9 protein-coding genes are annotated in these 14923 nt (G+C 56.9%); 5 read left to right on the top strand and 4 right to left on the bottom strand.

The genetic code is table 11. The features are described from left to right. Nucleotides 1–9: 9 nt before the first annotated feature. The 3 genes from ACZ5AL_RS00470 (at nt 10) to ACZ5AL_RS00460 (ending at nt 2756) form a co-directional block, all read left to right on the top strand. Complete coding sequence (locus ACZ5AL_RS00470; RefSeq protein WP_464511436.1) at nt 10–1056, top strand: vWA domain-containing protein; 1047 nt, start codon at nt 10–12, stop codon at nt 1054–1056. A 4-nt stretch (nt 1057–1060) separates the two neighbouring features. Next, nucleotides 1061–1720 carry a hypothetical protein gene (locus ACZ5AL_RS00465; protein ID WP_464511434.1) on the top strand — a complete coding sequence of 220 codons (660 nt, stop codon included), beginning with the start codon at nt 1061–1063 and terminating at the stop codon, nt 1718–1720. Nucleotides 1721–2057: 337 nt separating this feature from the next. Further along, a complete protein-coding gene (locus tag ACZ5AL_RS00460; protein ID WP_464511433.1) occupies nt 2058–2756 on the top strand; it encodes a hypothetical protein in 699 nt (232 codons plus the stop codon). Between the two features lie 108 nt (nt 2757–2864). On the opposite strand, the gene ACZ5AL_RS00455 is transcribed toward ACZ5AL_RS00460, so the two are convergent. After that, nucleotides 2865–3503, bottom strand: a complete 639-nt coding sequence (locus tag ACZ5AL_RS00455) for a hypothetical protein (RefSeq protein ID WP_464511432.1) — start codon at nt 3501–3503, stop codon at nt 2865–2867. A gap of 579 nt (nt 3504–4082) precedes the next feature. On the opposite strand from ACZ5AL_RS00455, the gene ACZ5AL_RS00450 reads away from it, so the two are divergent. After that, nucleotides 4083–6317, top strand: coding sequence for a TonB-dependent receptor (locus tag ACZ5AL_RS00450; protein WP_464511430.1), 2235 nt, complete (start codon nt 4083–4085; stop codon nt 6315–6317). Nucleotides 6318–7201: 884 nt separating this feature from the next. Here ACZ5AL_RS00450 and ACZ5AL_RS00445 read toward each other — a convergent pair. Further along, on the bottom strand, nt 7202–8440 hold the full coding sequence (locus ACZ5AL_RS00445; protein ID WP_464511429.1) for an IS256 family transposase: 1239 nt from the start codon (nt 8438–8440) through the stop codon (nt 7202–7204). A gap of 355 nt (nt 8441–8795) precedes the next feature. Between ACZ5AL_RS00445 and ACZ5AL_RS00440 the strand changes: the two genes are divergently transcribed. Then, nucleotides 8796–12935 carry a hybrid sensor histidine kinase/response regulator transcription factor gene (locus ACZ5AL_RS00440; RefSeq protein WP_464513303.1) on the top strand — a complete coding sequence of 1380 codons (4140 nt, stop codon included), beginning with the start codon at nt 8796–8798 and terminating at the stop codon, nt 12933–12935. A 74-nt stretch (nt 12936–13009) separates the two neighbouring features. On the opposite strand, the gene ACZ5AL_RS00435 is transcribed toward ACZ5AL_RS00440, so the two are convergent. Together ACZ5AL_RS00435 and ACZ5AL_RS00430 are read right to left on the bottom strand one after the other, a co-directional pair. Further along, nucleotides 13010–14110, bottom strand: coding sequence for a phosphotransferase family protein (locus ACZ5AL_RS00435; RefSeq protein ID WP_464511428.1), 1101 nt, complete (start codon nt 14108–14110; stop codon nt 13010–13012). Beyond that, a complete protein-coding gene (locus ACZ5AL_RS00430) occupies nt 14107–14922 on the bottom strand; it encodes a phosphorylase family protein (protein WP_464511427.1) in 816 nt (271 codons plus the stop codon). The genes ACZ5AL_RS00435 and ACZ5AL_RS00430 overlap by 4 nt, the downstream gene beginning before the upstream one ends. Nucleotide 14923 lies beyond the last annotated feature (1 nt).

Genomic DNA, 14923 nt, shown 5'->3' with positions numbered 1-14923 from the left:
CCTGCCTCCATGGAATGGCATAGTCCGCTCTACTTCTGGATGCTTCTGCTGCTGCCCGTTGTGGCTGGGCTCTTTGCGTGGGCATGGCGGCAACGGCAGAGGCTGTATGCCCACTTTCCTCTGCTGGAAGCGACCTCCGTACACAATGCCCAACGGCGCCGGCTAATCCAGGCGGTAGCGGTGAGTTGCACGATTGCCGCACTTATCGTCGGGTTGGCGCGTCCGCGGGTAGGGGGAGCCGAGCGCGAGGTGGAGCAGCGCGGGCTCGACCTCATCGTAGCGCTCGATCTCTCACATTCGATGCTCGCCGCCGATGTCGCCCCCACGCGTCTTGACCGTGCCCGCAACGAACTGCGGCGTCTGCTCGACCAGCTGGCCGGCGACCGCGTCGCCCTCGTCGTGTTTGCTGGAACCGGCATGGTGCACGCCCCCCTCACCACCGACTACCCCGCCGTGAGCACCCTGCTCGACATTGTGGATCCGCCGGATATGCCCCATCCGGGCACCAACCTCGATGGAGCCATGCAAGCCGCCGTGCACGCGCTCGACCCCGACCCGTCGCCCGATCCCGACGCGCTGCCCCGCGCCCAGGCCCTGCTGATCTTGTCCGATGGCGAATTCCACGACGCCGCCATCGACGACGCGCGCAGCCAGGCCGAAGCCCACAACCTGACCATCTTCACCGTAGGCGTGGGCACCCGCGATGGCGCTCGCGTTCCGGCTTTCAACGACGACGGAGACCCGGACGGATGGCGCACCGACCCAGCCACGGGCGATCCGGTGCGCAGTCACCTCGACCCGACTTCGCTGGAGGCCCTCGTTACCGAACCTGGACAGTACTACGAACTGGGTGCCGTCGAAGGCTCTCTGGATCCGCTCTTGAACGACCTGCGCAACTTGGAGCGCTCTCCCATTGGCATAGAGCGATTCGAATCGTACACCGAGTGGTTCACCGTGCCGCTGGGATTGGCGCTCGCTTTGCTGCTGCTCGATCATCTGCTTCCTGTGCGTAGCCAGTCGGTGCTGTCTGCCTCCTCCTCACTAACAGATGCCTGAGGCCATGATGCGCTGGATGCTCTTTCTGCTGCTCCTGGGCGGTCTGCTTAGCCACCACGGCGATACGAGCGGACGCGAGGGCAATGCCCTGTACGACCGCGGTCAGTTTGCCGAGGCCGAGGCCGCCTATCAAGAAGGGCTTACCCATGTGGATCCAACCGACAGCACCCGGTACGCGGCGCTGATGCATAACAAAGGGGCAGCTCAGTACCAGCAAGACAACTACGAAGCCGCTGCCGAAGCATTTGCCGAGGCGCAGGCCCACGCCGTGTCTGAAGATGAACAGATACGCATCCGCTACAATGCAGCCACCAATGCAGCCCGGGCTGGGCGGCTTGACGATGCGCTGGCCGGATATCGGGATGTGTTGCTGCGCGACCCAACCCACGGCGATGCCCGTCACAACTACGAAGTCATCGCGCGGCAGCAACCTGCGCCCCAAACCGGTCCGCCGCCCGATATCGAACCGTCGGCGTACGCTGAACGCGTGCATCGGCGCGCTCGTGCGCTGGCTGCTCAGCGCCAGTATCGCGAGGCCCTTACGATTATGCAAAACGGTCTGGAGGAAGACTCAACCGTCGCGGCCTATCAGGACTTCATAGGCCGTCTAGATACCATCGCCCGCATTGACGACGGCGACGACGCTACGCTTGTGCCGCAATAGGGGTGTGGCGCACGTCAATCTTGGGTGAGACCTGAGAACCCGAACGTATGAAGAACCTCACAACCTTGTCATTGCAAGCGGAGCGAAGCGTCCCGACCGTAGGGAGGAAGTGCTCGTTCGCTAGCGCTCACAGCGCCGCGTCGGTCGCAAGCTCCCTCCTCGCGATGACAATTTTGAACTATAGCATTCAAGTGTGCCCGCCCATCAGCACTATCCCACAGCAAAAATGCATCTACACGGACAGCAGCAGCCAACATAGCGCCAATTATTCGCATCCAACCTTCTTGATGCCTATGTTAGCGTGTCCGTTACATTCTGTGACTCACCCCCCATTGTTATGATACGATATGCACTCCTGTTATTTGTTGGCGTTGGCCTGCTTGTAGGCTGTGGTAATGGCGAAGAGGTCGACCCGGAGGACGCCGATGCCGACCCCGATGCTGAAATGGAAGCCGGAGTCGAAGGCCCCCAAGACGAGTTCTGGGCCAACATCGAAGCCTTGTGCGGCCAGGCGTTTGCTGGTGAAGCCGTTGATTCTCCCGATGACGAAGGCGACTTCGACGGAGAAGAAATGATTATGCACGTACGCCAATGCTACGATACCGAGATTCTCATTCCGCTTCACGTTGGCGACGATCACTCACGCACGTGGATCCTTACCAAAGGCGATGACTTTATCCGCCTGAAGCACGACCATCGTGAAGAAGACGGTAGCGAGGAAGAGGTGTCGCAATACGGTGGCGAGACCGCAGACGAGGGTTCAGCCACCAGCCAGTCGTTTCCGGCCGATGAGTTTACCGCCGAACTCATTCCCGCAGCCGCCTCCAACGTCTGGACCATTGAAATAGACCCGGATGAGGCGTTCCGGTACATCCTGGTCCGCGAAGAAACGGGCGCCCGGTTTGAGTTTGCATTCGACCTGACCGAGACCGTAGACACGCCCCCTGCACCATGGGGCTACGAAGAAACGGAGCCTACACACGGTGAACCTGCCGAGGATGAGGCTGAAGAAGAGGAGTCTGAAGAGCAAGACTAACCCTTGCCGCAGCGACCTCCTTTCTACATGCCGAACGCCCCCTGCATCGCTTGCGCGGTACAGGGGGCGTTTGGATTTGGGGGATGTGCAGGATCGTATCGCGCTCATTTACGGCATGGAAGCGCGTGGCGCATCGCCTCCTATCGACATGAAATCATCAAGGCGCTCTGCGGTGAACGTTCCTTCCATCTGGACAGGCGTTTGGATTTCCTGTGGGTTACCGTCTTGCACATCAAAGGAGAAACGCGTTCCCTGGCCTGAGAACGTAGCCTCAACTACATCCGAGGAGGAGTTCGTAATTTCAAGCTCTCCATCGGTAAGGTGATACCGTACTGGAATATCGGACTCGTCAAAATCAAAGAAAAACAACCGAAACGGACCGTCGTCAATCTCAAAGTTTTCATCCGTCTCAACGGGATACGAGCCTGGTGCCGGCCGGTCCATTGCACGTCCTGCCGTGCCCCAGATGCCTTCGAACGTGGAGTTCTCGTCAAGCGTCTGAGTGTCGTTGAAGTAAACCAAAAAGAATTCGTCGTCCGGTCCTTGCTCCATAGATGCGGCATCAAAAAAGAACGAGAATCCCTGAAGCGAGACTGAGCTTTGAAGCCCCGACTCTTCCATCACATCGATCGACACTGAAAAAACGTTGTCGATTTCATCTTGTCCGCTGTCGGAATCGCATGCCGCCAGCAAGAAAAAGCTGCCTATAAGGATAAGTCCGGAAAGAATGTGTAGTAGTATGCGCATTTCCATTTTCGTGCTATGAAAAAAAATCGGGGTAGGCTTATCTGTGGCTTCTTCCACCATGTGCAGTACGCGCCAGTCCGTCGGGGATCCGGACACTAAGTGATTTCCACAATGCATTATAAAATCGCTCCAACGGAAGAATGGGATTGCTCACCTCCCCGGCACCCTGTGAGGCGAATGCTATCGGAACGGCACGGCTCCCAGGCAGCACGTAGCTAACCATGACAGGTTTTGGGGAGAGGATTGGAATGCAGAGCTTGACACGGCTCCCGCGCCATACCAGTCAGATCTGATACAACAGTAGACCACGCAAAGACAACACGCATGGGCTCCTGTAAAACCTCACGTGAACCATGACGCCACCTATGTATACACACTATTGATACACACTAAAAACTCTGAAAATGTGTGTTGGCGTGGCAGACCTCGCGATGGTAAGACGTAAACCAACCTATTTTACGGTCCTCCTCACTTCACTCGATACACGATCTTCAATGTTTTAGCCTTGACTAAAACATTTACCACCCCTATCTAACAAATGAGTTAGATTCGTCATTCCCACTCACTCCCGTTGCTTTCATGATTAACGATACCATACGTATTGCTCTTGTCGTCTCACTGCTGCTCCTTGGATGGTCGGCTCCCGTTCTCGGGCAGGCTTCGTCATCGCTCGAAGGTGTTGTTACCGATGATGGTGAACCGCTTGCTGGTGCCACAGTGCTTTTGCCAGATTTAGACCGTGGCACGTCTACCGCCGACGATGGGACGTTTACGTTTGATGATGTCCCCGTAGGGACACACGCACTGGAGGTCCGATTTGTCGGGTTTGAGACCTATCGTACCACTGTTACCATACCGCAAGAAGAGCCCATTGCGGTGCACCTTGTCGAAGAGACCACAACGTTTGATGATGTTATTGTGACTGGCTCTCCGGTGGGTGAAACCATCTACCAGTCGGCTCAAGCCTTTAACCCCGAGGCGCTCCACGAGCGTGGAGCAGCCTCCTTTGGAGAGATGCTTGATGGCGAACCCGGCATTGCCATGCGTTCGTTCGGCCCGGCGCCTGCCCGCCCGGTCATTCGTGGGTTTGATGGCGACCGCGTGCTGATCCTCGAAAATGGAAACCGCATGGGCGACCTCTCAAACACAGCCGCCGACCATAACGTAGCGCTAGAGCCCATGGCTGCCGAGCGTGTCGAGGTGGTGCGCGGACCGGCCAGTCTGCTCTACGGCTCCAGTGCAATTGGAGGTGTGGTAAACCTGTTCACCGCCGACATTCCGCGCGACTGGCGACCCGGGCACACCGGCACATTGTCTGCTGAAGGCGCATCCATGAACGATGGCGTCACCGGATATGGACGCTACCAGTATGGCTCGGATGCGTGGGCCACTACCGCGCGTCTATCGTACCGGAATGCAGACGATGTGCGCACCCCTGATGGATTGCTTCCGGGCACCTTCATCGATAACATCGAAGGGGCAGCCGGATTGGGATTTACGCAATCAAATCTTCAGGGCGGCATTTCGGTGTCGGCTCTAGACAGCAACTTTGGGCTTCCCGAAGAACTTGATGATCCCGACGAGGAAGCCGAGATCCGCATGAATCAGCAGACGGTGCAGGGCGAACTGGAGTGGACCTCCGGTGGATTTCTTGAGGCGGTGGAGCTTCGTTTTCATGGCGCCCGCCTCTTCCAGCAAGAGGTGGAAACCGAGTTCAATCCCGACGGCTCCATTGACGATGAAGACATCGAACTGGAGTTTCTACAATATGCCGGGAATGCCACCCTCACGCTTCAGCACCGTCCAGTCGGCCTATTGGATGCGGGAGCAATCGGCCTGAACGCGTATGTAGGCGATACCGAGGTAGGCGGCGATGAGGCCTTTACGCCAAGCGTGCACCACGAAACATTCGCGCTCTTCACGTTCCAGGAAATCCCCCTCACCAACGCGTTGCGCCTGCAATTCGGCGTACGTGGCGAAACGCAGTCCATGCGCACAACGCCGAACGACGACTTTCCTGATAGTAATGAACAGCGCACATCGCACGCCCTCTCGGGATCAGTGGGCCTCAACCTACAGCCTACCCGCGGACTAGAGGTGGGCGCACAAGTAGCCCGTTCGCATCGCTTCCCATTGCTCGAAGAGCGCTTCGCTGACGGCATTCACTTTGGTATAGGCGCGTATGAAGAGGGCGACCCTACGCTTGACACCGAACGCAGCCTGGGTACCGACGCCTTTGCACGGTGGCAAACCGGCCGCATCCATGCCGAGGTTTCAGGCTTCTACGCCCGCATTGATGACTTCGTCGCGTTTGAACCCACAGGCGACACATTTACCGACGACAGCAACCGCGAATGGGATGTCTTTGCCTATCGTGCGGCAGACGCTGAACTGTGGGGCGGCGAAGCGCAGCTTACCGTAGCGGCCACCGAAGCGCTGGAGTTGGGCGGCACCGTTGATTACGTACGGGGCACCCGCGTCGATACCGACGAGCCGCTGCCAACCATGCCGCCCGTTCGCGGCACCCTTTCGGCACGGTATGACACCGGCACCTGGTGGGTTGGCGCCTCCACGCGCATGGTGGCCGAGCAAGATCGAGTGGCGAATGAAGAACTCCCCACCGATGGCTACACGCTGCTGAACATGCAAGCCGGGCTCCGCCTGGATGCAAACGGGATGCATCGCATCACCGCACGTATCGACAACTTGACAAACACGCTCTACCGCGATCACCTCTCGCGCGTTGATCGGACGGAGTTCGGCTCCCCCATGCCCGGACGCAATATCCAACTGGGATACCGCTACACGTTCTAACGGGCCAGCTACTACTACTCTGTCACAGGTCAATGTTCGGGTAACACATGTGCGCCTAACGTACCGCGAATAACTCACAGCCTTGTCATTGCGAGCGGAGCGAAGCAATCTCATTGCTGTCAGACCGGATGCAGCTGCCCAATCAACGGCATAAGATCGCACCCCAGGAGTACTCGTTCGCTAGCGCTCACAGCGCCACGTCGGTCGCAGGGCTCCCTCCTCGCGATGACAATTTTGGCCCCAAACATTCAGGTGTGACACAGTACCACGTAACTGTCGGTGTGTGTCCTCTGTCTAGCGCATCGGCCATAGGCAAGCGAGTACCGGTGACTGGGTGAACCCACCGGTGCTCGCTTGTTTTGTGTTGAGGGACGGTTGCTATCTAACTTTAGGTAGTGGTAAAACGATTAAAAGCACTCGCTGCAAAGGCGTTCTTGTCCGCGTTTTTCGCACGGAGTCATGCTGGACATGTACGGCCAGTGCCCTAACCTGTCCGCCTACCGACATCAGGGTGGCTTGCGGACGCGTCTTCAAACCAGATCCAACTCTCGTGACTATGCACTAGCGGCATGCCCTACAGCTCCTTCGCGTCGCCACGCCTGCCATCCGGTTCGTGACATCGGATTGGTGCGTCGGACGCAGCGCGTCCATGCGTCTGTCGCGACGCAGAGCATCGCGACGAGAACACTGTCCATTTTTTAGCTCCACCCTAAAGTGATTCAACACTTTAGGCCAACCAAGCCTGATGACGAAACCGTGTTAGATCTCTTCTAACGATATGTTATACTATGCCATTCATAACATAGCCGACTAAAACGTACCGCTTAGCGCAACTGATCAAGTCCCGATCGTTGTGTAAAGAGGTCTTCTGTCAGGCTTCAAAGTTAAGCGGCTTTGGGTACGGGATTGTTGGGCTGCCTATCAGCGTATTCGAGCTGCGCCCTCCATTGGACGTACGCGTCCATGGTGAGGTATCTCCGGCCATGGCCCCACTCTTCGTGCTGTTCAGCACAGAGCGCTCCGATCAACCGCCAGGCCGATTGCATATTTGGAAAGATACGCACGACCTTCTCGCGCCTACGGATCTCCTCAATGAACCGTTCGATCATGTTGCTCGTCCGGAGGCGGCGCCGGTACTTCGCGGGAAGGGCCAGGACAGCGGTGGCGTCTTCGAAGCCCGCTTCCAGTACTTTGAGAGCAGTCGGGGCCTTCTCCTGAAGCTCGGGCGTGACTCGCTCCAGCGCTTTGCGCGCATCCTCTGGGCTTGGGGCCTCCAGGATCTTGTCAAGCATCTCATGTACGCGCTCTTTGCGGGAGGCCGGCACGCGGTCGACTACGTTGCGCCGAAAGTGGGCCTGGCAGCGTTGCCATATCGAACCCGGGAAGCAACGCTGTATCGCTCCGCGTAGCCCTTCATGAGCATCTGAGGTGATCACCTCCACGCCCGAGAGCCCACGCGCCTTCAGGTTCGAGAGGAAGGTTCTCCAGCCTTCGCCCGTCTCACGAAAGCCGACGTTGATCCCGAGAATCTCCCGGTAGCCCTCTTCACTGATTCCTATGGCAATCATCATGTAACCCCTAATCACCGTAGTGGATCGCACGGCCTGCTGACGCCGCACCTTCACCTGCATCGCATCGACAATGAGGAAGGGGTATTCATGCTCTAACTCACGTTCGGCCCAGGCTGCTACCTGCTCATCAAGGGTCTGCGCCAGGCGCGAGACGGTCTGTCGGCTAAAGCGTCGCCCGCACAGCTCATTGGTAATCTTCTTCACCTTGCGGGTCGAGACGCCCTGGACCACCATCTCCATCAAGGCCAGCACGAGGGCTTTCTCGTTGCGTTGATAGCGCTCAAAGAGTTCCGTTTTGAAGGTGCCTTTGCGATCACGGGGCACCTCCAGTTCGAGCGTTCCAACACGCGTAGTGAGCTTGCGTGTGTAGGACCCATTGCGGTACCCCCGGCGCTGCTCGGTTTGTTCACTGGGTCCGGCACCGAGGTGCGCAGTCATCTCTGCCTGAAGCAACTGATTGAACAGCGCCTCGGTCAACACCTCCATGCCGCGCTCGCCAAAAAGCATCGCTTGGATTTTCTCTTCTGATATCGTAAACTGTAAGTCGGCCATCGTTGGTATGTTAGGTTTGTGATTGGTGGATCTTTCTATAACCTAACAGAAGACGGTGGCTTTTTTCTATCGGCTCGACTGCTTTACACAAGAATAAGGACTCAACCGCGCAACTCTCATAGACCCTTTCTGTTACACGTCTTAAGGTATATTACTATGTGCCCTCCCTTCGCTTCAGAAATGGCCAATATGTAACGGGCCATTTCTCACCCACCTTGACTCCTATCTACATCTTATGAAAAAGGACCTTTGCACGAATTGGGCGACCCTGGTCCTATGTGTAGGATTATGCTTGCTGTATCTTCCGGTGCAGGGACAGTCACCATCTGCTCCTGAAGTGCACACAAACTATGTGATGCAGCAATGGACGGTCGAAGACGGATTACCTGTCAACTCTGTCAACGACATCGTCCAGACTGATGACGGCTACCTCTGGCTTGCGACATACGATGGACTCGTGCGGTTTGACGGCGTGCAGTTCACCGTTTACCAGTCAGGAGATTATGACGGGCTGCCCAGTAGCCGAATTATAGATGTGCATGCGATGGGAGATGCCGTCTGGCTTCTTACAGAATCGCAGCACCTTGTCCGCTTTAAGCACGGCACGTTTCGCACCATTTCGCTGCCTGATGCATCGCTGCTCTACCAATCTCAGGATCAATCTCTATGGGTAGGAACTGTACGTGGACTGTACCGGGTGAATGACGACGGTACAACCCACCCAGTACAGGGGCGGTACATACAAGACAATATTACGGCACTGCATCAAACCGAGTCGGGGCACCTCTGGATTGGCACAAATCGTCGAGGGGTGTACCGCCACCAAAACGACGGTCAACTCGATCACCTTACAACCGAGGGGCGCTTCTTTGACAGTCGAATTAACTCTATAACTTCCCGTCCTGACGGCTCAGTGCTTATAGGCGCATGGAATGGCTTATGGACATGGACCGAGGGAACCATGACTTCTGTTCCTTCTGCACGCGAGGAGGACGTTGGCGTTGTCTTTGAACTTCAAAGCGATAACACGGACACCCTTTGGATCCGTACTGAAGAAGGTATTTACCAGCTTCATGAACAAACGCTTGCTCATAAAGCTGACCATAGTGGACGGCCCCGCTTACAAGCCCGTGGAAGTCTGATTCAAAATACGGATAGGGGAGGTGTATGGATAAATACTATACACAACATACAGCAGGGCGAAGAGACGGTGTTCTCCACATCGTCGCGCATTGCACAAATGATGCAAGACCACGAAGACGGGCTGTGGATTGCTACACAGGGAAGCGGCATTTACCATCTCCGGCCGTCGCAAATATCTGTCTACGGATCTGAGGAGGGGATAGGAAGCGGAAACATTTACCCTATTCTCCAGCGTCACGACGAGAGCGTCTGGCTTGGATCGCTCGATGGTGGGCTTACACGCATTACGCCGCAAGACACGACAACAGTTGTACCGCAACAGGGCAATTCAGTCCTCTCCAACATATGGTCACTCCACGAAACCCCTGATAGCACCCTCTGGGTTGGCGGTTCACGTCTATGTCAATGGGATGGCGACCAGTGTCTGCCTTTTGACGGTGAGGAGCAGCTTAACACCGGACGCGTGCTTGCGATTCACGAAGACAGCTCGCAGAACCTATGGGTCGGCTCCATTCGAGGGCTTTACCGTCGCAACCAACCGTCTGCCGAAAGCCCTGATACGTGGTTTCGGTATACCCCAGAAAATAGCGACCTGCCCCACCGCATCGTGCGGGTCATCTACGAAGCCAATGATGGCACACGATGGTTTGGCACCAATGGAGGCGGGGTTGCTGTGTATCATGAAGGAACGTTTTACCCACTTACCGAGGCGCAGGGACTCCCTTCCAATTTAATACGTGATATTTATCAGGATGAAGAGGGAACTGTTTGGGTCGCCACCGAAGATGCCGGTCTCGCACGCATTGAGTGGCCTTCCCCTGCCGTCCCGAGTCAAGCCCTACACGAAGCCTCCATTACAACATTCACTACAGAAGAGGGGCTGTTTGATGACGGCATTCACCGCATCATTGAAGATAACGAAGGCCGTATGTGGATGAGCACCAACCGAGGTCTCTTTTGGGTGCAGCGAGCCGGCCTAAATGCAGTGGCCTACGACGAACAAGACCGGGTGGCCTCAACGAGTTACACCGAGCGCGACGGGTTGCGCAACCGCGAGGCTAACGGCGGCATACAGCCTGCAGGTATGCAAGATCAAGACGGACGCATCTGGTTCCCAACCCAGGCCGGTGCTGCCGTCATTGATGCAGCCCAGGTACGCCCAATGGATATACCGCCCCCCGTCCACATCGAACAGGTGGTGACTCCCGACAGCACCTATCGTGCTCGCAACGGACACATAGAGCTTCAACCACACGAGCGCAATTTTGATGTCGTGTACACCGCGATCAGCTTTGTCAAGCCCGACGAAATGCAGTTCGCTTATCAACTGCATGGCGTAGATAGCGACTGGCGCTCAACAACAAGACAACGCAGAGCAACCTACACCAACATTGCGCCCGGGACCCATACGTTTGCTGTACGTGCTAGTAGTGGAGACGGGGTCTGGAACGAAAACGGGGCAACGATAGACATTAAGATCCAGCCCCATTTCTACGAAACATGGTGGTTTTACGGCCTTGTTGGGCTGTTAGGAATCGTTGCATTGGGAGGAGCTTACTGGATACGTACAGCCGCTCTTGGTAAACGAAAGGAGGAGCTGGAACGCACTGTACAAGCTCGAACGGAAGAGCTGCGTCGCGAAAAGCAGAAAACCAAAGAAGCGCTCGACCTTGCACAAGACCAGGCCCGCCGCTTAGAGCGCATTGACGCCTCTAAATCTCGATTTTTTGCGCGAATCAGCCACGAGTTTCGAACGCCCCTCACGCTTACGCTGGGCCCCGTTGATTATGTATTGGAAAGCGATCACATTACGCTACGCGATGACGAACGAAATCAACTTCGTATTGCCCAGCGTAATGCAACACGGCTCGCCCGCTTGGTCAACCAACTGCACGACCTTGCCAAGCTCGAAACAGGTACCATGACGCTGCAGCCCGAACAGCGCGACATCGTGGCGTTTGTGTCCGACAGTGTATGGACGTTTCAGGGGCTTGCCGAACATCGCAATATCACGCTGACTTTCGCATCCGACACGGAAGGCCACCTCTTTGTCTTTGATCCGCCGAAAATCGAAAAAGTTATCGCTAACCTACTCACCAATGCCTTTCAAGCCACGCGTCCGGGCGACCGCATTGAGGTCACGCTAGACACCTCACACGAATACGAAGAAGCTTCCTCTGAAACAGTAGTTATTCGGGTGGAAGACACGGGCACTGGGATGCCGTCCAGCCAATTTGAATATCTGCAGGCTACCTTTCAAGCCGACGAAAACACCGGATGGGATCATGAGGAAGGATATATCGGCATTGGCCTGAATCTAGTGAATGAACTGGTGGCTCTACACGACGGTCAAGTTCACATCCAAAGCAAAGAAGGCATCGGCACCACATTTACGATCCACCTCCCCCAACAGGAAGTGGACGAAACGGCTCCCCCCACCACATCACCAGGAAGCTCTGATGCAGGAGGACGACCGCTTCAACTTGCCGAGCGGGCACTCTCGCTTGAAGACAACAAGCACGCAAGGTCGGAGGATGACCTTCCCGAAAATGACCAAACCACGGTGCTCATCGTGGATGATAACGCTGACTTCCGGTCGTATTTGCGTTGGCACTTAGAGCCCGCGTATCGAGTAGTTGAAGCCGAGAACGGAACTGCAGGATACCAAACAGCCCGCTCCCTACTTCCTGATATCGCAGTTGTAGATATCATGATGCCAGGCATGGACGGCCTTGCGCTGTGTCAAGCCATCAAAAACCACCCGGATGTTGACCAGATTCCCGTCATATTTCTAACAGCACTTGATGATTCGGAATCTCGCGTACAAGGCTACGAGGTCGGAGGCGATGCATACCTCACGAAACCCTTTAATGGAGAAGAACTCAAGGCCTTGATCGAAAATCTGGTGAGTGCCCGTCAAACACTTCGGCCCTCTAATAATGGAGCAGATAATGCGTCTCTTCAAAGACATGGTGGAGACAATAATTTGCCTTTTGATAAGCAACTCGAAAGCATCATTGAGGCTCAGCTTGCTGATCCCGATTTTGGCGTGGCCGAGTTAGCCTCAGCCATGGCAATGAGCCCCTCGCAACTGCGGCGGCAAATGGATATGTACTACGATCGTACACCTGTACAACTTATTCGATACCGACGATTAGAGGCAGGCGCTAAGCTTCTAAAAACCAAGTCAAAGGCCACCATTGGCGAGGTCGCATACGCTGCCGGATTCAACAGTCAATCGTACTTTTCTCGCTCGTTCAAAAAAGCGTTTGGAGTTTCTCCTTCTGTGTACCGCAAACGGCATGAGAGCACAGAATCAGAAGCAGAAGACGACTCAAACAATTACGATTAGAGGGATAAGGCTTGAGAGCAAGGCGAGTACCACGACCGTAGGGAGGAAGTACTTCTGGCAGCCAGAATAAGAAATCAACTTACCAGGCTCTCAAAGAGCACGGTATCGGCAGGGGCGCGCAGGCAGTGCGCGGCATGATCCACAGCCGCTTGCATCGCGGGATGGTTAACAACGAGCCCGTCGTAGAGGTAGCCGTCTTGGAACGCCCCGGTGGTGCGTGCCAAGATCTCGCATCCCATGTGCAGAGCAGCCATCCGGCGCCCCTCAGGCCCCCAGAACGCACCGGCAGATCCAGTATGTTTGGCCTGTACGGTGCCGTGGTAGCCTGTAAGAAACGCGCGATACCACTCATGGACCGCCTGCGCTGCATCGGGTGTGGACGCACGATGAGCAAGCATCCAGCAATGGGCGGCCAGGTGCCCGATGTCCTGCGCCGGGTGACCGTAATGCGCCAACTCCCAGTCGATGATACGGAACCGCGCCGTGTCTACCGCATGATCCACCAGCAGCAGCGACCGCGGCCACAGGTCGCCCATAATCATGCAGCATCCGGGCTGCTGAAAGCGCTCGCCCAGTGCAGTGGCCCGCTGGCCCAGCGCCTCGGCATCGGCGATGTCGGCGGCCTCAAGAAACGCCTGCACCTGACGATACTGCACCGCATGACGGGTTGCTTGCATGGCAGGATTCGCAACCTGCTCTGCGATTGCGGCGGCGTCGTAGGTGCGGGCGTGGAGGTGTCCTATGAACGTGCCGAGTCGCGACCCGGCGTTGGCCGCTTTGCTGTTGGGAGGCGCCCCATGCAGCCAGGTGCCCAGGTCGGACAGATCGCCCAGGTCCTCCATGATGAGCAGCGGTGCCTCCGGATCCCACCCAAGCCGCTTCGGCGGACGACACGCCGGTGTGGCCAGGTCGGATAGGGGTTCCCCAGACGCAAAGAGCTGCAAGCATCGGGCGGCCACATGCAGCCGCTCGGGGTCAAGCGGCACATCCGGCGCGCTGGCGATGTGCGGAGGCGCATACTTCGCAATCACAGACGCAGGTCTGCCGGGCACGCGCCATACCTTGTTCAAGTTGCCGCCTGTCATGCGCGCCGGCGATCCCGTCGCGGTGAACGCGGGATACGCCGCTTCAACGTGTGTGGCAACGGTGTCTTCAGATAGGACGGCTGTGCTCATGTGTCAGAGTTATCGTTAAACCGAAAAATGCGATTACCAAATGGCACCGGTGTACCGTACTGCAGAAACTGCTGCACGATGCGCTCCTGCTCGCTACGCGATCGGTCGAGCGTGTCGGCAAGGGCCGCCCGGTCTTCAGGCGGATCATGGTCAGGAAGCGAGTACTTGTGCCCGACCACGAGCGCGGCGCACGGAATCTCTAACTCGTTGGCAAGCACCACTTCCGGCGCCAGCGTCATGGAGTTGACCTGCGCGCCCAAACGCGGCCACATCCGGTTCTCGACTGCCGTTTTTCCGCGAGGGCCGCCCACATAGGCGAACACCACTTCTTCTTGGGCAATAGGTGCCTCCACCGCCTCGGCAAGCGAACGAAGCTGCGTGTTCAGCGCCGAGGCAAGGAGTCCGTCGTCGAGCACCAGGTGGCCGTGATCGGACGCGGGCGTGTCGAACATGGTGCAGGTGGACCCGTCTGGCAGTCGGTTTTCGAGCATGATCAGGTCGCGCACCAACAGCGGCGTGTAGAGCGGCACCTCCGCATCCAGCACGCCCACCGAACTGGTTACGAGCAGCGCGCCGCACCCCACCTCACGTAAGGCCCACGCCTGCGCCCGGTAGTTGATCTGGTTGGGCAGAAGCCGGTGCGGCACATCATGCCGAAACAGCACATACGCAGGCCGCTCGGCATCCGTCACCCGATGCAAAAACTGCGATCCCCACGGCGTTTCGATGTCGATGCGCTCCAGATCAAGCGTGCCCGTGAGGGTGTGGAAGGCGCTGCCTAAAATGGCGGTGACAGGGGCAGGTGCGGACATG

The sequence above is a fragment of the Natronotalea proteinilytica genome, from assembly GCF_055379935.1.
This window is presented reverse-complemented; position numbering and strand designations above follow the sequence as displayed.